Origin of the sequence: Aeromonas sp. S16(2024), assembly GCF_041403065.1 — a bacterium.
Classification (GTDB): Bacteria; Pseudomonadota; Gammaproteobacteria; order Enterobacterales; family Aeromonadaceae; genus Aeromonas.
Window position 1 is genome coordinate 1 of record NZ_JBGLQX010000043.1, and the last position, 18,924, is coordinate 18,924.

The window sequence follows — 18,924 nt, forward strand, 5'->3', positions numbered from 1 at the left end:
TGCCTTGTCGATCTGGTCGAAGGCGAAAGCTTTACCACCGAAGTGCTTGGCCAGCACGTTGGTGATGGCGGCGGTCAGGGTGGTTTTACCGTGGTCAACGTGGCCGATGGTGCCGACGTTTACGTGCGGTTTGTTACGCTCAAATTTTTCTTTAGACACGACGTAGTCCTTCTAGGTTAAACCCGCCTACCGTCGTAGGCGGGGAATCATAAATTACTTGGATTTGCGCTCTTCGATCACGGCCTGGGCGACGTTAGTCGGGGCATCGTGATACTTGGCGAACTCCATGGCATAGGAAGCGCGACCTTGGGTAGCGGAACGCAGGGCGGTCGCATAACCGAACATCTCGGCCAGCGGCACGAGAGCACGAACGATCTTGCCGGACGGGCCGTCTTCCATACCTTCGATCAGGCCACGACGACGGTTCAGGTCACCGATCACGTCGCCCATGTAATCTTCCGGAGTCTCAACTTCTACTTTCATGATCGGTTCGAGCAGAACCGGGTTGGCCTTCATGAAGCCAGCCTTAAAGGCCATGGAAGCAGCGATTTTGAACGCCAGTTCAGAGGAGTCGACATCGTGGTAGGAACCGAAGTGCAGACGCACACCCAGATCCATTACCGGATAGCCAGCCAGCGGGCCGGACTTCAGCTGCTCACGGATACCCTTGTCAACACCCGGGATGAACTCACCAGGAATCACGCCGCCCTTGATGTCGTTAACGAACTCGTAGGCTTTGCCTTCTTCCAGCGGGTACATGTCGATCACAACGTGACCGTACTGACCACGACCACCGGACTGCTTGGCATGCTTGCCTTCGATGTCCTTGACGGTATTGCGGATAGTTTCGCGGTAGGCAACCTGCGGCTTACCTACGTTCGCTTCTACCTTGAACTCGCGACGCATACGGTCAACGATGATGTCCAGGTGCAGCTCACCCATACCGGCGATGATGGTTTGGCCAGATTCTTCGTCAGTCCATACACGGAAAGACGGATCTTCCTGCGCCAGACGGCCGAGTGCCAGACCCATCTTCTCTTGGTCAGCCTTGGTTTTCGGCTCAACAGCGATGGAGATTACCGGCTCCGGGAATTCCATACGCTCGAGGATGATCGGCGCTTTTTCGTCACACAGGGTGTCACCAGTGGTCACGTCTTTCAGACCGATGGCAGCGGCGATGTCGCCTGCGCGAACTTCTTTGATCTCTTCACGCTTGTTGGCGTGCATCTGAACGATACGGCCAAAACGCTCGCGCTTCTCTTTGACAGAGTTCAGCACGGAGTCACCGGAGTTAACCACACCGGAGTAGACGCGGAAGAAGGTCAGGTTGCCAACGAACGGGTCGGTAGCAATCTTGAACGCCAGAGCAGAGAACGGCTCGTCATCGGAAGCGTGACGCTCGTCTTTGGTCTCGCCATCCAGCTTCAGACCGTCGATGGCTGCTACGTCGGTCGGAGCCGGCAGATAGTCAACCACGGCATCCAGCATGGCCTGTACGCCCTTGTTCTTGAACGCGGAGCCACAGGTAACCAGGATGATTTCGTTGTTCAGAACGCGCTGACGAAGAGCTTTCTTGATCTCTTCCTCGGTCAGTTCTTCACCACCCAGATATTTTTCCATCAGGTCTTCAGACGCTTCAGCAGCGGCTTCAACCAGGGTCATGCGCATTTCTTGCGCTTGTTCCAGCAGCTCGGCCGGGACGTCTTCGTAATCGAAGGATACGCCCTGGTCAGCTTCGCTCCAGTTGATGGCTTTCATCTTGACCAGGTCGATAACGCCCTTGAAGTTCTCTTCTGAACCGATGTTCAGTTGCAGCGGAACCGGGTTACCTTTCAGACGGGTCTTGATGTGCTCAACGCAGCGCAGATAGTTGGCACCGGTACGGTCCATCTTGTTGACGAACGCGATACGGGGAACCTTGTACTTGTTAGCCTGACGCCATACGGTCTCAGACTGTGGCTGTACGCCACCTACGGCACAGTACACCATCACGGCGCCATCCAGAACACGCATTGAACGCTCTACTTCGATAGTAAAGTCAACGTGGCCCGGGGTATCGATGATGTTGATACGGTGCGGTTGGAACTGTTTACCCATACCGGACCAGAAAGCGGTGGTCGCGGCGGAGGTGATGGTGATACCACGCTCTTGTTCCTGTTCCATCCAGTCCATGGTGGCAGCGCCATCGTGAACTTCACCGATCTTGTGACTTACACCGGTGTAAAACAGAACGCGCTCGGTAGTAGTAGTCTTACCGGCGTCGATGTGAGCAGAGATACCGATGTTACGATAACGCTCAATGGGGGTTGTACGAGCCATTGTCATCCTCTTACTAGGGCACTTGTCCCCAGATAATTAAAGGTGCGCAGAGCCAGAAGACCCTGCGCAAGCGGATTACCAGCGGAAGTGAGCGAAGGCCTTGTTCGCTTCAGCCATACGGTGAACGTCTTCACGTTTCTTGACAGACGAACCCTTATTGTCAGCGGCATCCAGCAGCTCGCCAGCCAAACGCTGAGCCATTGATTTTTCACCACGTTTACGAGCGGCATCAACCAACCAGCGCATTGCCAGGGCATTGCGACGAACCGGGCGAACTTCTACCGGTACCTGATAGGTTGCACCACCGACGCGACGAGATTTAACCTCGACCGCCGGACGGATGTTGTCCAGAGCGACTTCGAACAGGGCCAGGTGCTCTTTGCCAGATTTGGTGGCAATGATGTCCAGGGCGCCATAAACGATGGCTTCTGCAACAGATTTCTTACCGTCAACCATTACTACGTTGACAAATTTAGCCAGCAGCTCTGATCCGAACTTGGGATCCGGCAGGATTTTACGCTGACCAACAACACGACGTCTTGGCATTTCAAATTCTCCGTAACTTCAGGGGTTACCCAAAACTAGAAAGTTATCTAACTAGAAACGAATTAACGTTTGGCCTTACTTAACGGAGAACCATTAAGCTTTCGGACGCTTCACGCCATACTTGGAGCGAGCCTGCTTACGGTCTTTAACACCGGCACAGTCCAACGCACCACGAACGGTGTGATAACGAACACCTGGCAAATCCTTGACACGACCGCCACGGATCAGAACAACGGAGTGCTCCTGCAGGTTGTGACCTTCACCGCCGATGTAGGAGGTGACTTCGAAGCCGTTGGTCAGACGTACACGGCACACTTTACGCAGTGCAGAGTTAGGCTTCTTGGGGGTGGTGGTGTATACACGGGTGCATACGCCACGCTTCTGAGGGCACGCTTCCAGCGCCGGCACGTTGCTTTTCACAACGAGCTTGATGCGTGGCTTGCGAACCAACTGGTTAATAGTTGCCATCAAAAGGCTCCTGATAATGACTTCATAAACGTGTGAAAAATCCTCCCCGCAGATACGGGGACGCGAAATTTTATGCCCTGTTGTCTGGGGAGTCAAGATTTATACAATTCGTGCGCCAAAAGGGCAAATGACATCCCGCCATTATTGTGCTAACCACCTGAGCTGACAGACAAAAATGAAAACTAGCCGGCCCAGGTCTGCGGTGATCCCTGTTCGGCGATCAGCTTGATCAGACCGGCCATGTCGAGTTCCATCCCGATCCTGGGGGACAAGCCCCTCGCCTTCAGGTCTTCCCCCATCACATAGAGCGGGATCCCGCTCAACCGTTCGCACCACAGCGGGGCCGTCGTCGCCACCACGGCGTCCTGCATCAGCACCAGCAGATCCGCTTCCTGACGATAACGCAGCACCTGCTCGAGGTCCTGGCTGAGGAAGGGCGAGCTCAATACCAGCTGTATCATGGGCACCTCAAAAGCTGATGTGGGTGGTGAAGTTGTCCCACTGGCGGCGGATCTCGGCCGGGCTCAGCACCGTCACGGGGATCAGCAGATCCTCGGCCGTCAAACCACGCTCGGCCAGCGACGCCGCACAGACATAGACCTCCTCGACATCGTACAGTTCCAGCATCTTGAAGGTCGGGGCGTAGTGGCGCTGCAATATCCCCTGTGGCGACTGCTCCCTGAGCAGTTGCAGCACGCCGTCACCGATGAGGAACAGCGCCAGGGATTCCGTCAACGCAGAGGTGGCCAGCAAGGCATCCAGGCCCTCTCGTCCACTCGCCGTACCGTGGGGACCACGCCGGCAGATAAAGGCTATCTTGGTCATTGCATCCCCCTAGAACTGGACGAAGCGGTCGGCGGTCAGACTGGCCTCGGCCAGCTGACCCAGCCCGCTTAAACGAAACGGGGCCTGCAGATTGAACTGGGCCTTGCCGACCCCCTTGGCCTCGGCTTCATCGAGCACCCCGCGGCGCATGGCGGCGGCGACACACACATCGATGGCAATGCCCTGCGCCAGGGCCAGATCGCGCCACAGCGCCACCAGGTCGGTCTCATCGCTGGCAGGTGCATGCAGACCATTGCCGTTATGGACCCCATCCTGATAGAAGAACAGGTGGGACAGCTGATGCCCCTGCTCGATGAGGCTCAGGGCGAAGCGATAGGCGGTGCTGGCCGTCTGGGTGCCATAGGCGGGCCCGGTGACCAGCAGGGCAAAATTCAGACTCATGTCCGGACTCCTGCACAGATGTGCATCCATTCTACCTCAAAGACGAAAAAGCCCCTCCTGGGAGGGGCTCTTCCGATGACGGTGACTCAGACGTAAGCAATGGCTTCGACTTCGACCAGCACATCTTTCGGCAGGCGAGCCACTTCCACGCAGGAGCGCGCCGGCGCAGCGTCACCGAAGTAGCGGGCATAGACCTGGTTGAAGGCCACGAAGTTGTTCATGTCGCTCAGGAAACAGGTGGTCTTCAGCACCTTGCTGGTATCGGCACCCGCCGCCTTCAATACTGCAACCAGATTCTTCATCACCTGTTCGGCCTGCGCCTCGATGCCACCGGCAACGATGTCCATGGTGGCCGGATCGAGCGGGATCTGCCCGGAGGTGAACACCAGATCACCCAGCTTGGTAGCCTGAACATAAGGACCAATTGCGGCAGGCGCCTTGTCGGTTGCAATCACTTCTTTAGCCATTGTTATCTATCCCCTATCTATGGCGCTTACTCGCTCTCTTCTTCACCCTGCTTGCGCTGTCGGATGTAGAGATACACGGTATGTTTGGAAATATTCAGCTTGTCGGCGACCAAGTTGATCGAGTCCTTGATATCAAATATGCCCTTCTCGAACAACTGGGTCACGATAAAACGATTCTTGGCGTTGTTGGCCACGGAGGGATCGCGGTTGATCTCGTCGATGGTGTTGTCCACCGTCTGGGCAACCAGCTCCTCCACGCTGTTGGCGAAGGTCTCCGGCGATTGACGCTCCACTTGCTGGGGCGTCGGGAAGAATTCGGCCACGAACTCGTGGAAAGGCGCATTGATGTGCAGGTTGATGCAGATAAGACCTATCACCTGCTTGTCGCGGTTGCGGATGGCGATGGTGCTCGACTTCATCAGCGCACCGGTCCGGCTGCGGGCAAAGTAGCTCTGGGTGTGATCCTGACCCGTGCTCTCGATGTCCTTGAGCATGCGCAGGGCCAGATCGGTGATCGGTGCTCCCAAGGTTCGCCCAGTATTGAATCCGTTCGCTATCTTGATCACTGACTCATGCAGATTCTCCAGGGAATGCAGCACCACTTCGCAGTGCTTGCCGAACAAGTCGGCCAGGCCCTCGATGAGGCCCTCATATGAACGCAACAATTCCCTGTCTTCGTCTGTAAAAGCGCGACCGCTCAGTTGCTCTTCGGGAAGCAGTACTTCCTCGATACCGACAGCCATGTTCTACCCCTGTAATAACCATTCAACTTTCCCGAGTTTTCAATTGCGGGGGGTCAATGTCAACTTTTTTTGATTTTTTGCTCTATAACCTTGCACTGGATCATCCCCTGCCCCAGCCCGGTGCAGCGCACGGCTGACGGGCGAGCAACAAAAAGGGCCCCTTGAAGGAGCCCTTTTTTAATCACTGCAGCTGAAGATTACTCTTCGTCAAAACTGCCGGCTGCGTTGAGCAGATCCGCCAGATTTTGCTGAGCCTCATCGGCAGTCACCTGCGGCACACCGACAGCACGGGCTGCGGCGGCACGCTGGTTGATCCGGGCATGGTGGTAGGCAAAGCCGGTACCAGCCGGGATCAGACGACCCACGATCACGTTCTCTTTCAGGCCACGCAGTTCATCACGCTTGCCGCCAACGGCCGCTTCGGTCAGAACACGGGTGGTTTCCTGGAAGGAAGCCGCGGAGATGAAGGACTCGGTGCTCAGGGATGCCTTGGTAATACCCATCAGGATATGACGGAAGGTGGCCGGAGTCTTACCCTCGGCAACCAGCTTACGGTTGGCAATCTTCACGCGAGCCACTTCAACCTGCTCGCCTTCGATAAGGTCAGTGTCGCCAGCGCTCAGGATCTCGCACTTACGCAGCATCTGACGAACGATGACTTCGATGTGCTTGTCGTTGATCTTAACGCCTTGCAGACGGTAAACGTCCTGCACTTCGTTGGCGATGTAGTTGGCGACCGGGCTGATACCGCGCAGACGCAGGATGTCGTGAGCAGACTCAGGACCGTCTGCCAGCACTTCACCCTTCTCAACTTTTTCACCTTCGAACACGTTCAGGTGACGCCACTTCGGAATCATCTCTTCGTAGATGTCGCCACCGTCGGTCGGGGTGATGACCAGACGGCGTTTGCCCTTGGTCTCTTTCCCGAAGGAGATGGTACCGGAGATCTCGGCCAGGATAGCCGGTTCCTTCGGTTGACGTGCTTCGAACAGATCCGCAACGCGCGGCAGACCACCGGTGATGTCCTTGGTACCGCTGGACTCTTGCGGGATACGCGCGACCGCGTCACCCACGCCCACGTTGGCACCATCCTCCAGGTTCACGATCGCCTTGCCCGGCAGGAAGTACTGGGCTGCAACGTCGGTACCCGGGATCATGACATCCTTGCCGTTCTGGTCGACCAGCTTCACGGTCGGACGCATCTCTTTACCGGCGCTCGGACGCTCGTTGACATCCAGCACGACGATAGAGGAGAGACCGGTCAGCTCGTCGGTCTGACGAGTGATGGTCACACCGTCGATCATGTGTTCGAAGTCCAGGCGACCTGCTACTTCGGTGATGATCGGGTGGGTGTGCGGATCCCAGTTGGCGACGGTATCACCGGCACTCACGGCCTGGCCATCTTTCACTTCCAGGACAGAACCGTAAGGCAGCTTGTGGCTTTCCTTGGTACGGCCCATCTCGTCCATGATGGTCAGTTCGGTAGAACGGGAGGTGATAACCAGCTTGTCGGCACTGTTGGTAACAAACTTGGCGTTCTGCAGCTTGATGCTACCGGTGTTCTTGACCTGGATGCTGCTCTCGGCAGCAGCTCGGGATGCGGCACCACCGATGTGGAAGGTACGCATCGTCAGCTGGGTACCCGGCTCACCGATGGACTGGGCGGCGATAACACCGACAGCCTCACCCTTGTTAACCAGGTGACCACGGGCCAGATCACGGCCATAGCAGTGGGCACAGTTACCGAAGTCGGTCTCACAGGTGATGGCAGAACGTACCTTCACGCGGTCGACGGAGTTACGCTCCAGCAGGTCACACAGATACTCGTCGAGCAGGGTATTGCGCGCGACCAGGATCTCGCTTTCAGTACCCGGCTTGATCACGTCTTCGGCGACCACACGACCCAGCACGCGCTCACGCAGCGGCTCGACCACGTCACCACCTTCGATCAGCGGAGTCATCCACAGACCTTCGGTCGTACCGCAATCGTCCTCGGTGATCACCATGTCCTGAGCCACGTCAACCAGACGACGAGTCAGGTAACCGGAGTTCGCCGTCTTCAGTGCGGTATCCGCCAGACCCTTACGAGCACCGTGAGTGGAGATGAAGTACTGCAGTACGTTCAGACCTTCACGGAAGTTCGCCACGATCGGCGTTTCGATGATGGAGCCATCCGGCTTCGCCATCAGGCCACGCATACCGGCCAGCTGACGGATCTGGGCGGCGGAGCCCCGCGCACCAGAGTCGGCCATCATGAAGATGCTGTTGAAGGAAGCCTGCTCTTCTTCTTCACCCAGGGAGTTGACGTTCCGCTCCTTGGAGAGGTTATCCATCATGGCCTTGGAGACGCGATCGTTCGCGCTGGCCCAGATATCGATAACCTTGTTGTAGCGTTCGCCCGCGGTCACCAGACCGGACAGGAACTGGTCCTGGATCTCGGCAACTTCGGCTTCGGCTGCCGCAATGATGTCTTTCTTGGCATCCGGGATGACCATGTCATCGATACCAACGGAAGCACCAGACAGGGCCGCGTAATGGAAACCGGTATACATCAGCTGGTCAGCGAAGATGACGGTGTCCTTCAGGCCCTGCTTGCGATAGCAGGTGTTCAGCAGACGGGAGATGAGCTTTTTGCCCAGCGCCTTGTTGGATACGGATTTGATCCAGTTCTGCGGATTGGCATCCAGATCAGCCTGCTCGGCGGCAGTCAGCACCTTGGGCTCGTCGATCAGCGCGTATTCCATGCCTTTCGGCAGGATCAGGCTCAGGATCGCACGACCAACTGTGGTGTTCTTCATCTCGGTGTGCGGCAGCAGGGAACCGTCTTCCTGACGCAGGTATTCGGTAATGCGCACTTTCACACGAGCATGGAGATCGGCCAGACCGGCGCGATAGACCTTCTCGGCTTCTTTCGGGCCGGCCAGCACCATACCTTCGCCCTTGGCGTTGATACGGGCACGGGTCATGTAGTACAGACCCAAGACCACGTCCTGGGAAGGAACGATGATCGGCTCACCGGAGGCAGGCGACAGGATGTTGTTGGTAGACATCATCAGGGCGCGCGCTTCCAGCTGGGCTTCCAGGGTCAGCGGTACGTGGACCGCCATCTGGTCACCATCGAAGTCCGCGTTATAGGCGGCACAGACGAGCGGGTGCAGCTGGATGGCCTTGCCTTCGATCAGGGTCGGTTCAAACGCCTGGATACCCAGACGGTGCAGGGTCGGTGCACGGTTCAGCAGGACCGGGTGTTCGCGGATCACTTCGTCCAGGATGTCCCAAACGACGGCTTCTTCGCGCTCCACCATCTTCTTGGCGGCCTTGATGGTGGTCGCCAGACCACGGGATTCCAGCTTGCCATAGATGAAGGGCTTGAACAGCTCGAGCGCCATCTTCTTCGGCAGACCGCACTGATGCAGACGCAGCGTCGGACCTACGGTGATAACGGAACGACCGGAGTAGTCGACACGTTTACCCAGCAAGTTCTGACGGAAACGACCTTGCTTACCCTTGATCATGTCGGCCAAGGATTTCAGCGGGCGCTTGTTGGAACCTGTGATGGCACGACCACGACGGCCGTTATCCAGCAGGGCATCCACGGACTCTTGCAGCATGCGCTTTTCGTTGCGCACTATGATGTCCGGCGCCGCCAGATCCAGCAGACGCTTCAGGCGGTTGTTACGGTTGATCACGCGACGGTACAGATCGTTCAGATCGGAAGTCGCGAAACGGCCGCCGTCCAGCGGTACCAGCGGACGCAGGTCCGGCGGCAGCACAGGCAGCACTGTCATGATCATCCACTCCGGCTTGTTGCCGGACTGCAGGAAGGCTTCCATCAGCTTCAGACGCTTGGTGGTCTTCTTGCGCTTGGTCTCGGAGTTGGTCTGATCCAGCTCCTCGCGCATGGTCTTGACTTCACCTTCCAGATCGATGGCACGCAGCAATGCAAGGATTGCCTCGGCACCCATCTTGGCGTCGAATTCGTCGCCCCACTCTTCCAGTGCGTCCAGATAGTTCTCTTCGGACAGCATCTGGCTGCGCTCGAGGTTGGTCATGCCGGGTTCGATCACTACATAGGATTCGAAATACAGCACGCGCTCGATGTCACGCAGGGTCATGTCCAGCAGCAGACCGATACGGGACGGCAGGGACTTCAGGAACCAGATGTGGGCAGTCGGGCTGGCCAGCTCGATGTGGCCCATGCGCTCGCGACGGACCTTGGTCTGGGTCACTTCTACGCCGCACTTCTCGCAGATCACACCACGGTGTTTCAGGCGCTTGTACTTGCCGCACAGACACTCGTAGTCCTTCACCGGTCCGAAGATACGGGCGCAGAACAGACCATCACGTTCCGGCTTGAAAGTCCGGTAGTTGATGGTCTCAGGCTTTTTGACCTCACCGAATGACCAGGAGCGGATCATGTCAGGAGAGGCCAGACCGATCTTGATACTGTCAAACTCTTCGGTCTTGGTCTGAGCCTTCAAAAACTTGAGTAAGTCTTTCACGTGTTTCCCCTGTCAGGAGTCTAACCTCGGCGCCCTGCTGCCAAAGCAGCAGGGCGCCCACGTCAATTCTCGAACAATAAGAGCGAGCTCTTACTCTTCGTCCAGCTCGATGTTGATACCCAGAGAGCGGATTTCCTTCAACAGTACGTTGAAGGATTCGGGCATGCCCGGCTCCATACGGTGGTCGCCATCCACGATGTTCTTGTACATCTTGGTACGGCCATTCACATCGTCAGACTTGACGGTCAGCATTTCCTGCAGGGTATATGCCGCACCGTAAGCCTCCAGGGCCCACACTTCCATCTCACCGAACCGCTGACCACCGAACTGCGCCTTACCACCCAGCGGCTGCTGGGTAACCAGGCTGTAGGAGCCGGTAGAACGCGCGTGCATCTTGTCGTCTACCAAGTGGTTCAGCTTCAGCATGTACATGTAACCCACGGTGACCTTGCGCTCGAAGGCGTTGCCGGTACGACCGTCGAACAGGGAGATCTGACCGGATTCCGGCAGATCGGCCAGCTTCAGCAAGGCCTTGATTTCGCGCTCTTTGGCGCCATCAAAGACAGGTGTAGCAACCGGCAGACCCTTACGCAGGTTACCCGCAAGGGTACGTACGTCGTCATCAGACAGCTCGGCGATGTTCACTTGCTGGGTGTCTTTCTCGCCCAGGTCATAGACCTGTTGCAGGAAGTCACGCATCTCGTGCAGCTCGCGCTGATCCTTGATCATGCGGTCTATCTTCTCGCCGATGCCCTTGGCCGCGAGGCCCAGATGCACTTCGAGGATCTGACCGATGTTCATACGGGACGGTACGCCCAGCGGGTTCAGTACGATGTCGACCGGACGGCCGAACTCGTCATGGGGCATGTCCTCGACCGGGCAGATCTTGGAGATAACACCCTTGTTACCGTGACGGCCCGCCATCTTGTCACCCGGTTGGATGCGACGCTTGACTGCCAGGTAAACCTTGACGATTTTCAGTACGCCCGGCGCCAGATCATCACCCTGGATAATCTTGCGACGCTTGTTCTCGAACTTCTTGTCGAAGTCGGCTTTCAGCTCGATGTGCTGTTCGGCGATCTGCTCCAGCTCGATCTGCTTGGCTTCATCTTCGATGGCCAATTCAAACCACTTGGAACGATCCAGCTTGTTCAGACGATCTTCGCTGTAACCGGCGGCCAGCAGCAGGTTGCGGGAGCGGCCGAAAATGCCGTCTTCCAGGATCTTGAACTCTTCGGTCAAGTCCTTCTTCGCTTCCTTCAGCTGCATCTCTTCGATTTCTTTGGCGCGCTTGTCTTTTTCCACGCCATCGCGGGTAAAGACTTGCACGTCAACCACGGTACCGTACACACCGTTCGGCACACGCAGGGAGGAGTCCTTCACATCGGAGGCCTTCTCACCGAAGATGGCGCGCAGCAGCTTCTCTTCCGGCGTCAGCTGGGTTTCACCCTTGGGTGTTACCTTGCCGACCAGGATGTCGCCGCCCTTCACTTCGGCACCCACGTAGACGATACCGGACTCGTCCAGCTTGGACAGAGCGGCTTCACCCACGTTCGGGATGTCGGCAGTGATCTCTTCCGGACCCAGCTTGGTGTCACGGGAGATACAGGCCAGTTCCTGGATATGGATGGTGGTCAGGCGATCTTCCTGTACCACGCGCTCATTCACCAGGATCGAGTCTTCGAAGTTGTAACCGTTCCACGGCATGAAGGCGACGCGCAGGTTTTGGCCCAGCGCCAGTTCGCCCAGATCGGTAGACGGGCCGTCAGCCAGCACGTCGCCCGCCATCACCGGCTCACCCAACATCACGCAAGGACGCTGGTTGATACAGGTGTTCTGGTTGGAACGGGTGTACTTGGTCAGGCTGTAGATGTCGATGCCGGCTTCGCCAGGCAGCAGCTCATCTTCATTGACCTTGATAACGATACGGGAGGCATCGACGTAGTCGATCATGCCGCCACGCTTGGCCACTACGGTAACACCGGAGTCAACGGCCACGGCGCGTTCCATACCGGTACCTACCAGCGGCTTGTCGGCACGCAGAGTCGGTACTGCCTGACGTTGCATGTTCGAACCCATCAGGGCTCGGTTAGCATCATCGTGCTCCAGGAACGGGATCAGGGCCGCTGCCACAGAGACGATCTGTTGCGGGCTCACGTCCATGTACTGGATCTGGTCGGCGTTCATAAAGGTGGATTCACCCTTGTGACGGCACGGGATCAACTCGTCTTTCAGACGGCCATCTTCGGTGGTCGCGGCGTTGGCCTGTGCGATCACGTACTTGCCTTCTTCAATGGCTGACAGGTAGTCCACTTCGTCGGTGATCACACCGTCGATGACCTTGCGGTACGGGGTCTCGAGGAAACCGTACTCGTTGGTGCGGGAATACACGGACAGCGAGTTGATCAGACCGATGTTCGGACCTTCCGGAGTCTCGATGGGGCACAGACGACCGTAGTGAGTCGGGTGTACATCTCGAACTTCGAAGCCGGCACGCTCACGGGTCAGACCGCCCGGGCCCAGCGCGGAAATACGACGCTTGTGGGTCACTTCGGACAGCGGGTTGTTCTGGTCCATGAACTGGGACAGCTGGCTGGAACCGAAGAACTCTTTGACCGCGGCGGAGATCGGCTTGGCGTTGATCAGATCCTGCGGCATCAGGGTGTCCAGGTCGCCCAGGGAGAGACGCTCCTTGACCGCACGCTCGACACGCACCAGACCGACGCGGAACTGGTTCTCTGCCATTTCACCGACAGAACGGATACGACGGTTACCCAGGTGGTCGATATCGTCCACCTCGTCATTGCCGTTACGGATGTCGATCAGGCGCTTCATGACTTCGACGATGTCGTCTTTGGTCAGCACGCCAACGCCGGTCTCGTCTTCACGACCCAGACGGCGGTTGAACTTCATCCGACCCACGGTAGACAGGTCGTAACGCTCGGAAGAGAAGAACAGGTTCTCGAACAGCTGCTCTGCCGCTTCGCGGGTGGGCGGCTCGCCCGGACGCATCATGCGGTAGATCTCGACCAGAGCTTCCAGGCGGCTGGAGCTGGAGTCGATGCGCAGGGTCTCGGACATGTAGGCACCGTGGTCCAGTTCGTTGGTGAACAGAACCTCGAAGTGCTTGAAGCCGGCTTGGGACAGATTGGCTACCGCTTCCAGGCTCAGAGCCTGGTTGGCAGTCACGACCATTTCGCCAGTTTGCGGGTGCGCGTAGTTCTTGGCTGCAACTTTGCCAACAACATACTCTACCGGCACCTCGATCTGGGTGATGGCGTCTTTTTCCAACTGACGGATATGACGGGCAGTGACACGACGACCGGTCTCAACCACCACGGCGCCATTGGCAATGATGTCGAAGGTCGCAGTCTCACCACGCAGGCGCTCGGGCACCAGATCCATCATCAACTTGCCATCTTTGACCTCGAAACCTATGGTCTCGAAGAAGGTGGCCAGGATTTCTTCGGAACTGAAGTCCAGGGCGCGCAGAATAATGGAGGCCGGCAGTTTACGACGACGGTCGATACGGACAAACAGGTTGTCTTTCGCATCGAACTCGAAGTCCAGCCAGGAGCCACGGTAGGGGATAACGCGGGCGTTATACAGTACCTTACCGGATGAATGTGTTTTGCCTTTATCGTGGTCGAAGAAGACGCCCGGGCTGCGGTGCAGCTGGGAGACGATAACCCGTTCGGTACCATTGATGACAAAGGTGCCGTTCTCGGTCATGAGCGGAATTTCGCCCATGTAGACTTCTTGTTCCTTGATATCTTTGACGGTGCCGGCAGCTGCTTCACGGTCGTACAGAACCATACGAAGCTTGACACGCAGCGGCGCGGAGTAGGTCACTCCACGGATCTGGCATTCTTTTACGTCAAATACCGGCTCACCCAGGCGATAGCTGACATACTGAAGCTCAGCACTACCGGAGTAACTGGTGATCGGGAAAACGCTACGGAAAGCGGCCTCTAGGCCATATTCACCTTCCGGGTCAGCCTCGATGAACTGCTTGAAGGAGTCCAGCTGAATGGACAACAGATAAGGCGTGTCCAGTACCTGGTCTCGCTTACCGAAGTCCTTACGAATGCGTTTTTTTTCGGTATAAGAGTAAACCATAGGGTTCCTCAGCTCGCTGATAAGTGACCCACTCTGTCCCGCGGGACAGCTCTGTCTCAACACCGTTTTGTGTTGGCCCGGACGATGAGGCGGTCCGGATTGCTGGTGCACCGAGAGTCGTAAACGGTGTGAAATGCTCTCAGTCTACAGCGCAAAAAGGCTGGTGAACAAACATTCACCAGCCCTAGCCTGTTTTATCAGGCTAATCTACATAAATGCAGATTATTTGATCTCAACAGAAGCACCGGCAGCTTCCAGCTCTTTCTTCAGAGCTTCAGCTTCGTCTTTGGAGACGGCTTCTTTCAGGTTGGTCGGAGCGGCTTCTACCAGGTCCTTGGCTTCTTTCAGGCCCAGGCCGGTGGCAGCACGAACGGCCTTGATGACGGCAACTTTGTTGGCGCCAGCAGCAGTCAGAACTACGTCGAACTCGGTCTTCTCTTCTACTGCTTCAGCGGCCGGACCGGCAGCTACAGCAACAGCGGCAGAAACACCGAACTTCTCTTCCATTGCTTCGATCAGCTCAACAACTTCCATTACGGACATGGAAGCAACGGCTTCGATGATTTGGTCTTTAGTGATAGACATGACAAAAATTCCTGATGTTGAATAAACTCAAACAGCCTAAATAGGCGAGAATCAAGCAGCAGCTTGTTTCTGGTCGCGAACAGCAGCGATAGTACGAACCAGCTTGCCAGCAGAGGCTTCCTTCATGGTAGCCATCAACTTCGCAATTGCTTCGTCGTAGGTCGGCAGCGTGGCCAGACGATCAATTTGTGCTGCGGCGATAAACTCACCGTTAAAAGCGCCAGCCTTGATTTCGAACTTTTGGTTCGCTTTGGCAAACTCTTTGAACAGACGAGCGGCAGCGCCCGGGTGTTCGTTAGAGAAAGCAATCAAGGTAGGACCAGTCAATACGTCGTTCAGGCAACCGAATTCGGTGCCCTCTACCGCGCGACGCAGCAGGGTGTTACGCACAACGCGCATGTACACACCGGCTTCACGAGCGGATTTACGCAGGACGGTCATCTTGTCAACAGTCACACCGCGAGAATCGGCAACAACTGCAGACAGAGCGCCTTTGGCAGCTTCGTTGACTTCAGCAACAATTGCCTTTTTGTCTTCGAGTCCCAATGCCATTGGCTTAACTCCTGGATTGAATCTGAGTCTCATGACTCAGTACTGACACATCCCCCCTACCTTCACAACAGAGGGGAACGATGCGGTAGCAGGATTCCAGAAGAGAAAGAAAACTTTCTCGCTGGGTTTCCGGCACCGTCTACGCAGGAAGGATTAAGGCCTTGTGGCCACCTGCGGTCTTGGACGGAGGTCGAAACCCCCAACCAATCAAGGCGCAAAATTATAGATTAAATTTTGCGCCTTGTAAAATCCATCAATTAGCCCTGAGCTTCCAGAGAAGCTTGGTCTACGGCAACACCGGCACCCATGGTGGTGGAGATGCTGACTTTCTTGATGAAGATGCCTTTGGCGGAAGAGGGTTTGCCCTTTTTCAGAGCAACCAGCAGAGCTTCCAAGTTTTCTTTCAGCTGAACTTCGTTGAAAGAAACCTTACCCAGAGTGGTATGGATGATACCATTCTTGTCATTGCGGTAACGAACCTGACCGGCTTTAGCATTCTTCACAGCTTCAGCAACGTTCGGGGTAACGGTACCCACTTTCGGGTTAGGCATCAGGCCGCGCGGGCCCAGGATCTGGCCCAGTTGACCAACAACGCGCATGGCATCCGGGGATGCGATCACGACATCGAAGTTCATCTCGCCTTTCTTGACCAGCTCGGCCAGGTCATCCATACCAACCAGTTCAGCACCGGCAGCCTTGGCGGCTTCGGCGTTGGCACCCTGGGTGAATACGGCAACACGGATGTCACGACCGGTACCGTGCGGCAGCACAGTAGCACCACGTACGTTCTGGTCGGATTTACGAGCATCGATACCCAGGTTAACGGCAACGTCAACGCTTTCAACGAACTTGGCGGTAGCCAGTTCTTTCAGCAGGGCAATGGCTTCGTTGATGGAGTACTCTTTGGTACCGTCAACTTTTTCGCGAATAACGCGCATACGCTTGGAAAGTTTTGCCATTGTCTTAATCCTCCACTACCAGGCCCATGGAACGAGCGGAGCCTGCGATGCAACGTACTTTTGCATCCAGATCGGCACCAGTCATGTCCGGCTCTTTGGTCTTGGCGATTTCTTGCAGCTGAGCAACAGTCACCTTACCAACCTTGTCTTTGTTCGGCTTGGCGGAACCAGACTGGATACCAGCGGCTTTCTTCAGCAGGAAGGAAGCAGGCGGAGTCTTGGTTTCGAAGGTGAAGGAACGGTCGCTGTAAACGGTGATCACGACCGGAGTCGGTGAGCCTTTTTCCAGCTTTTCTGTACGAGCGTTGAACGCCTTACAGAATTCCATGATGTTCACACCGTGCTGACCCAGAGCAGGACCAACGGGAGGGCTGGGGTTAGCACTGCCAGCCTTAACTTGCAGCTTGATATAAGCTGTGACTTTCTTAGCCATTAGAAAAATACCTCAAAAATGGGTTCTAGCGCCTCGGAGACATGCTCCTGCAAACGGCTCCCCAACAAATAAAGGGGCAGCGAATTATAGAGATAATCGCTGCCCCTGACAACCGTTAAACGTACAGAGTTTAATCAGCCCTTTTCGACCTGACCAAAATCCAGTTCTACCGGCGTTGAGCGACCAAAGATCAGTACAGAGACCTTCACGCGGCTCTTCTCGTAGTCCACTTCTTCAACGGTGCCGTTGAAGTCAGCGAACGGACCATCGGCAACCCGCACCATTTCACCCGGTTCAAACAGGGTTTTCGGACGCGGCTTGTCGTGGGCATCTTGCAGACGATTGAGGATGGCATCCGCTTCCTTATCGGAGATAGGAGCAGGACGATCGGAGGTGCCGCCGATAAAGCCCATGACCCGTGGCACATTGCGTACCAGGTGCCATGTGGTCTCGTCCATCATCATCTGGACCAGGACATAACCCGGGAAAAATTTGCGCTCACTCTTGCGCTTCTGGCCGGCACGCATCTCGACCACTTCTTCGGTCGGGACCAGCACTTCGCCAAACAGCTCTTCCATGCCATGCATCTTGATATGTTCACGCAGGGATTTGGCAACCCGGCCTTCATAGCCGGAAAATGCCTGCACGACATACCATCTCATACGTTGTTCACGTTGTTCAGTCATGGCTTTTCCTTACACACCGGTAATCAGGTTGACCAACCAGACCAAGGCACCGTCCAGCATGAACAGCAACAGCCCCATCACGGCAGTCACCGCCAGCACAATCAGGGTTGTCTGAATGGCTTCCTGACGGGTTGGCCATACGACCTTGCGGACTTCCAGGCGCGACTCACGGGCAAATGCCAGTGTCGCCTTTCCCTTGGTGGTTTGCAGGGCTACTGCACCAGCAGCAGCGATGACAGCGACCACACCCAGGGCGCGGACGGCTGCGACAACATCGGTGAGCAGGTAATTACCCACTACAGCGGCCGCCAGGATGATGAAAACCAGGCCCCAAAGAAGGGTATCCTTGCTTCCGCCCTGTCCCTCAGAACTAACACTCATACAACCCACCTGTATCTGACGTAACCAAAGACACAAAAGCCCCGTACGAGACGAGGTATATGGCAGGGGCGGCAGGACTCGAACCCGCAACCATCGGTTTTGGAGACCGCTGTTCTACCAATTCGAACTACGCCCCTGCATAAGAAAGCCCCTATTATAGGGGCTTTGCTTTATTTATGTAAGCCAAGATTAAGCGATAACTTTGGCTACAACACCAGCACCTACGGTACGGCCACCTTCACGGATGGCGAAACGCAGGCCGTCGTCCATCGCGATCGGCGCGATCAGGGTAACAACCATTTTGATGTTGTCGCCTGGCATTACCATCTCTACGCCTTCCGGCAGCTCGATGGTACCGGTCACGTCGGTAGTACGGAAGTAGAACTGCGGACGGTAGCCCTTGAAGAACGGGGTATGACGACCACCTTCTTCTTTGGACAGCACGTACACTTCAGATTCGAACTTGGTGTGCGGCTTGATGGAGCCCGGCTTGGCCAGTACTTGACCACGCTCAACTTCTTCACGCTTCACGCCACGCAGCAGGGCGCCAACGTTCTCACCGGCACGACCTTCGTCCAGCAGTTTGCGGAACATTTCAACACCGGTACAGGTGGTAGAAACGGTGTCTTTGATACCAACGATTTCCACAGTCTCGCCTACCTTGACGATACCGCGCTCTACACGACCGGTAACTACGGTACCACGGCCAGCGATGGAGAAGACGTCTTCGATAGGCATCAGGAACGGCTGGTCAATGGCACGCTCCGGCTCCGGAATGTAGGTATCCAGGTGGTGAGCCAGCTCGATGATCTTCTCTTCCCATGCAGCGTCGCCTTCCAGCGCTTTCAGCGCGGAACCACGGACTACCGGCAGGTCATCACCCGGGAAGTCGTACTCGGTCAGCAGTTCACGAACTTCCATCTCGACCAGTTCGAGC

Annotated in this window: 18 protein-coding genes and 1 tRNA gene; all 19 read right to left on the reverse strand. The window is 56.4% G+C overall.

The features are described from left to right. A partial coding sequence (locus ACB030_RS19945; protein ID WP_235698359.1) for a GTP-binding protein occupies nucleotides 1–159 on the reverse strand: 159 nt, incomplete at its 3' end. Between the two features lie 54 nt (nucleotides 160–213). Then, nucleotides 214–2,319 (reverse strand): elongation factor G, encoded by a 2,106-nt coding sequence (fusA, locus tag ACB030_RS19950; protein WP_205642978.1) that lies wholly within the window; start codon nucleotides 2,317–2,319, stop codon nucleotides 214–216. Nucleotides 2,320–2,394: 75 nt separating this feature from the next. Further along, on the reverse strand, nucleotides 2,395–2,865 hold the full coding sequence (gene rpsG / locus ACB030_RS19955; RefSeq protein WP_010675949.1) for a 30S ribosomal protein S7: 471 nt from the start codon (nucleotides 2,863–2,865) through the stop codon (nucleotides 2,395–2,397). A gap of 93 nt (nucleotides 2,866–2,958) precedes the next feature. After that, complete coding sequence (gene rpsL / locus ACB030_RS19960) at nucleotides 2,959–3,333, reverse strand: 30S ribosomal protein S12 (protein WP_005306278.1); 375 nt, start codon at nucleotides 3,331–3,333, stop codon at nucleotides 2,959–2,961. Nucleotides 3,334–3,515: 182 nt separating this feature from the next. After that, the gene (tusB, locus tag ACB030_RS19965; protein ID WP_371162183.1) at nucleotides 3,516–3,794 is read right to left on the reverse strand and encodes a sulfurtransferase complex subunit TusB; all 279 of its coding nucleotides are present in this window, start codon (nucleotides 3,792–3,794) and stop codon (nucleotides 3,516–3,518) included. Between the two features lie 7 nt (nucleotides 3,795–3,801). Continuing rightward, entirely contained in the window at nucleotides 3,802–4,158 is a 357-nt protein-coding gene (gene tusC / locus ACB030_RS19970) for a sulfurtransferase complex subunit TusC (RefSeq protein WP_371162186.1), read from the reverse strand. Nucleotides 4,159–4,167: 9 nt separating this feature from the next. Then, nucleotides 4,168–4,560: a sulfurtransferase complex subunit TusD gene (gene tusD / locus ACB030_RS19975; RefSeq protein ID WP_371162188.1), complete on the reverse strand. Its 393-nt coding sequence runs from the start codon at nucleotides 4,558–4,560 to the stop codon at nucleotides 4,168–4,170. An 86-nt stretch (nucleotides 4,561–4,646) separates the two neighbouring features. Then, a complete protein-coding gene (locus tag ACB030_RS19980) occupies nucleotides 4,647–5,027 on the reverse strand; it encodes a RidA family protein (protein ID WP_041206542.1) in 381 nt (126 codons plus the stop codon). Between the two features lie 26 nt (nucleotides 5,028–5,053). After that, complete coding sequence (locus ACB030_RS19985; RefSeq protein WP_025328613.1) at nucleotides 5,054–5,770, reverse strand: transcriptional regulator; 717 nt, start codon at nucleotides 5,768–5,770, stop codon at nucleotides 5,054–5,056. Nucleotides 5,771–5,967: 197 nt separating this feature from the next. After that, the gene (rpoC, locus tag ACB030_RS19990) at nucleotides 5,968–10,272 is read right to left on the reverse strand and encodes a DNA-directed RNA polymerase subunit beta' (RefSeq protein WP_005325063.1); all 4,305 of its coding nucleotides are present in this window, start codon (nucleotides 10,270–10,272) and stop codon (nucleotides 5,968–5,970) included. Between the two features lie 90 nt (nucleotides 10,273–10,362). Continuing rightward, nucleotides 10,363–14,391 carry a DNA-directed RNA polymerase subunit beta gene (gene rpoB, locus ACB030_RS19995; RefSeq protein WP_025328615.1) on the reverse strand — a complete coding sequence of 1,343 codons (4,029 nt, stop codon included), beginning with the start codon at nucleotides 14,389–14,391 and terminating at the stop codon, nucleotides 10,363–10,365. 222 nt (nucleotides 14,392–14,613) lie between these two features. Next, nucleotides 14,614–14,976 (reverse strand): 50S ribosomal protein L7/L12, encoded by a 363-nt coding sequence (gene rplL / locus ACB030_RS20000; RefSeq protein WP_025328616.1) that lies wholly within the window; start codon nucleotides 14,974–14,976, stop codon nucleotides 14,614–14,616. Nucleotides 14,977–15,027: 51 nt separating this feature from the next. Further along, nucleotides 15,028–15,528: a 50S ribosomal protein L10 gene (gene rplJ, locus ACB030_RS20005; protein WP_025328617.1), complete on the reverse strand. Its 501-nt coding sequence runs from the start codon at nucleotides 15,526–15,528 to the stop codon at nucleotides 15,028–15,030. Nucleotides 15,529–15,785: 257 nt separating this feature from the next. Beyond that, nucleotides 15,786–16,487 (reverse strand): 50S ribosomal protein L1, encoded by a 702-nt coding sequence (gene rplA / locus ACB030_RS20010; protein WP_041206544.1) that lies wholly within the window; start codon nucleotides 16,485–16,487, stop codon nucleotides 15,786–15,788. A gap of 4 nt (nucleotides 16,488–16,491) precedes the next feature. Beyond that, a complete protein-coding gene (gene rplK / locus ACB030_RS20015) occupies nucleotides 16,492–16,920 on the reverse strand; it encodes a 50S ribosomal protein L11 (protein WP_016352267.1) in 429 nt (142 codons plus the stop codon). Nucleotides 16,921–17,054: 134 nt separating this feature from the next. Continuing rightward, nucleotides 17,055–17,606 (reverse strand): transcription termination/antitermination protein NusG, encoded by a 552-nt coding sequence (gene nusG, locus ACB030_RS20020; RefSeq protein ID WP_005323644.1) that lies wholly within the window; start codon nucleotides 17,604–17,606, stop codon nucleotides 17,055–17,057. A 9-nt stretch (nucleotides 17,607–17,615) separates the two neighbouring features. Continuing rightward, entirely contained in the window at nucleotides 17,616–17,987 is a 372-nt protein-coding gene (gene secE, locus ACB030_RS20025; protein WP_371162193.1) for a preprotein translocase subunit SecE, read from the reverse strand. A gap of 60 nt (nucleotides 17,988–18,047) precedes the next feature. Next, nucleotides 18,048–18,124: transfer RNA gene (locus ACB030_RS20030), tRNA-Trp, on the reverse strand. A gap of 52 nt (nucleotides 18,125–18,176) precedes the next feature. Beyond that, the coding region (locus ACB030_RS20035; protein ID WP_371162195.1) for an elongation factor Tu at nucleotides 18,177–18,924 on the reverse strand (748 nt) is incomplete at its 5' end.

What these genes read in the sequence shown, in the direction of transcription:
- fusA (WP_205642978.1), bottom strand. Translation starts at nt 2,319, where the DNA reads ATGGCTCGTACAACCCCCATTGAGCGTTATCGTAACATCGGTATCTCT.
- rpsG (WP_010675949.1), bottom strand. Translation starts at nt 2,865, where the DNA reads ATGCCAAGACGTCGTGTTGTTGGTCAGCGTAAAATCCTGCCGGATCCC.
- rpsL (WP_005306278.1), bottom strand. Translation starts at nt 3,333, where the DNA reads ATGGCAACTATTAACCAGTTGGTTCGCAAGCCACGCATCAAGCTCGTT.
- tusB (WP_371162183.1), bottom strand. Translation starts at nt 3,794, where the DNA reads ATGATACAGCTGGTATTGAGCTCGCCCTTCCTCAGCCAGGACCTCGAG.
- tusC (WP_371162186.1), bottom strand. Translation starts at nt 4,158, where the DNA reads ATGACCAAGATAGCCTTTATCTGCCGGCGTGGTCCCCACGGTACGGCG.
- tusD (WP_371162188.1), bottom strand. Translation starts at nt 4,560, where the DNA reads ATGAGTCTGAATTTTGCCCTGCTGGTCACCGGGCCCGCCTATGGCACC.
- ACB030_RS19980 (WP_041206542.1), bottom strand. Translation starts at nt 5,027, where the DNA reads ATGGCTAAAGAAGTGATTGCAACCGACAAGGCGCCTGCCGCAATTGGT.
- ACB030_RS19985 (WP_025328613.1), bottom strand. Translation starts at nt 5,770, where the DNA reads ATGGCTGTCGGTATCGAGGAAGTACTGCTTCCCGAAGAGCAACTGAGC.
- rpoB (WP_025328615.1), bottom strand. Translation starts at nt 14,391, where the DNA reads ATGGTTTACTCTTATACCGAAAAAAAACGCATTCGTAAGGACTTCGGT.
- rplL (WP_025328616.1), bottom strand. Translation starts at nt 14,976, where the DNA reads ATGTCTATCACTAAAGACCAAATCATCGAAGCCGTTGCTTCCATGTCC.
- rplJ (WP_025328617.1), bottom strand. Translation starts at nt 15,528, where the DNA reads ATGGCATTGGGACTCGAAGACAAAAAGGCAATTGTTGCTGAAGTCAAC.
- rplA (WP_041206544.1), bottom strand. Translation starts at nt 16,487, where the DNA reads ATGGCAAAACTTTCCAAGCGTATGCGCGTTATTCGCGAAAAAGTTGAC.
- rplK (WP_016352267.1), bottom strand. Translation starts at nt 16,920, where the DNA reads ATGGCTAAGAAAGTCACAGCTTATATCAAGCTGCAAGTTAAGGCTGGC.
- nusG (WP_005323644.1), bottom strand. Translation starts at nt 17,606, where the DNA reads ATGACTGAACAACGTGAACAACGTATGAGATGGTATGTCGTGCAGGCA.
- secE (WP_371162193.1), bottom strand. Translation starts at nt 17,987, where the DNA reads ATGAGTGTTAGTTCTGAGGGACAGGGCGGAAGCAAGGATACCCTTCTT.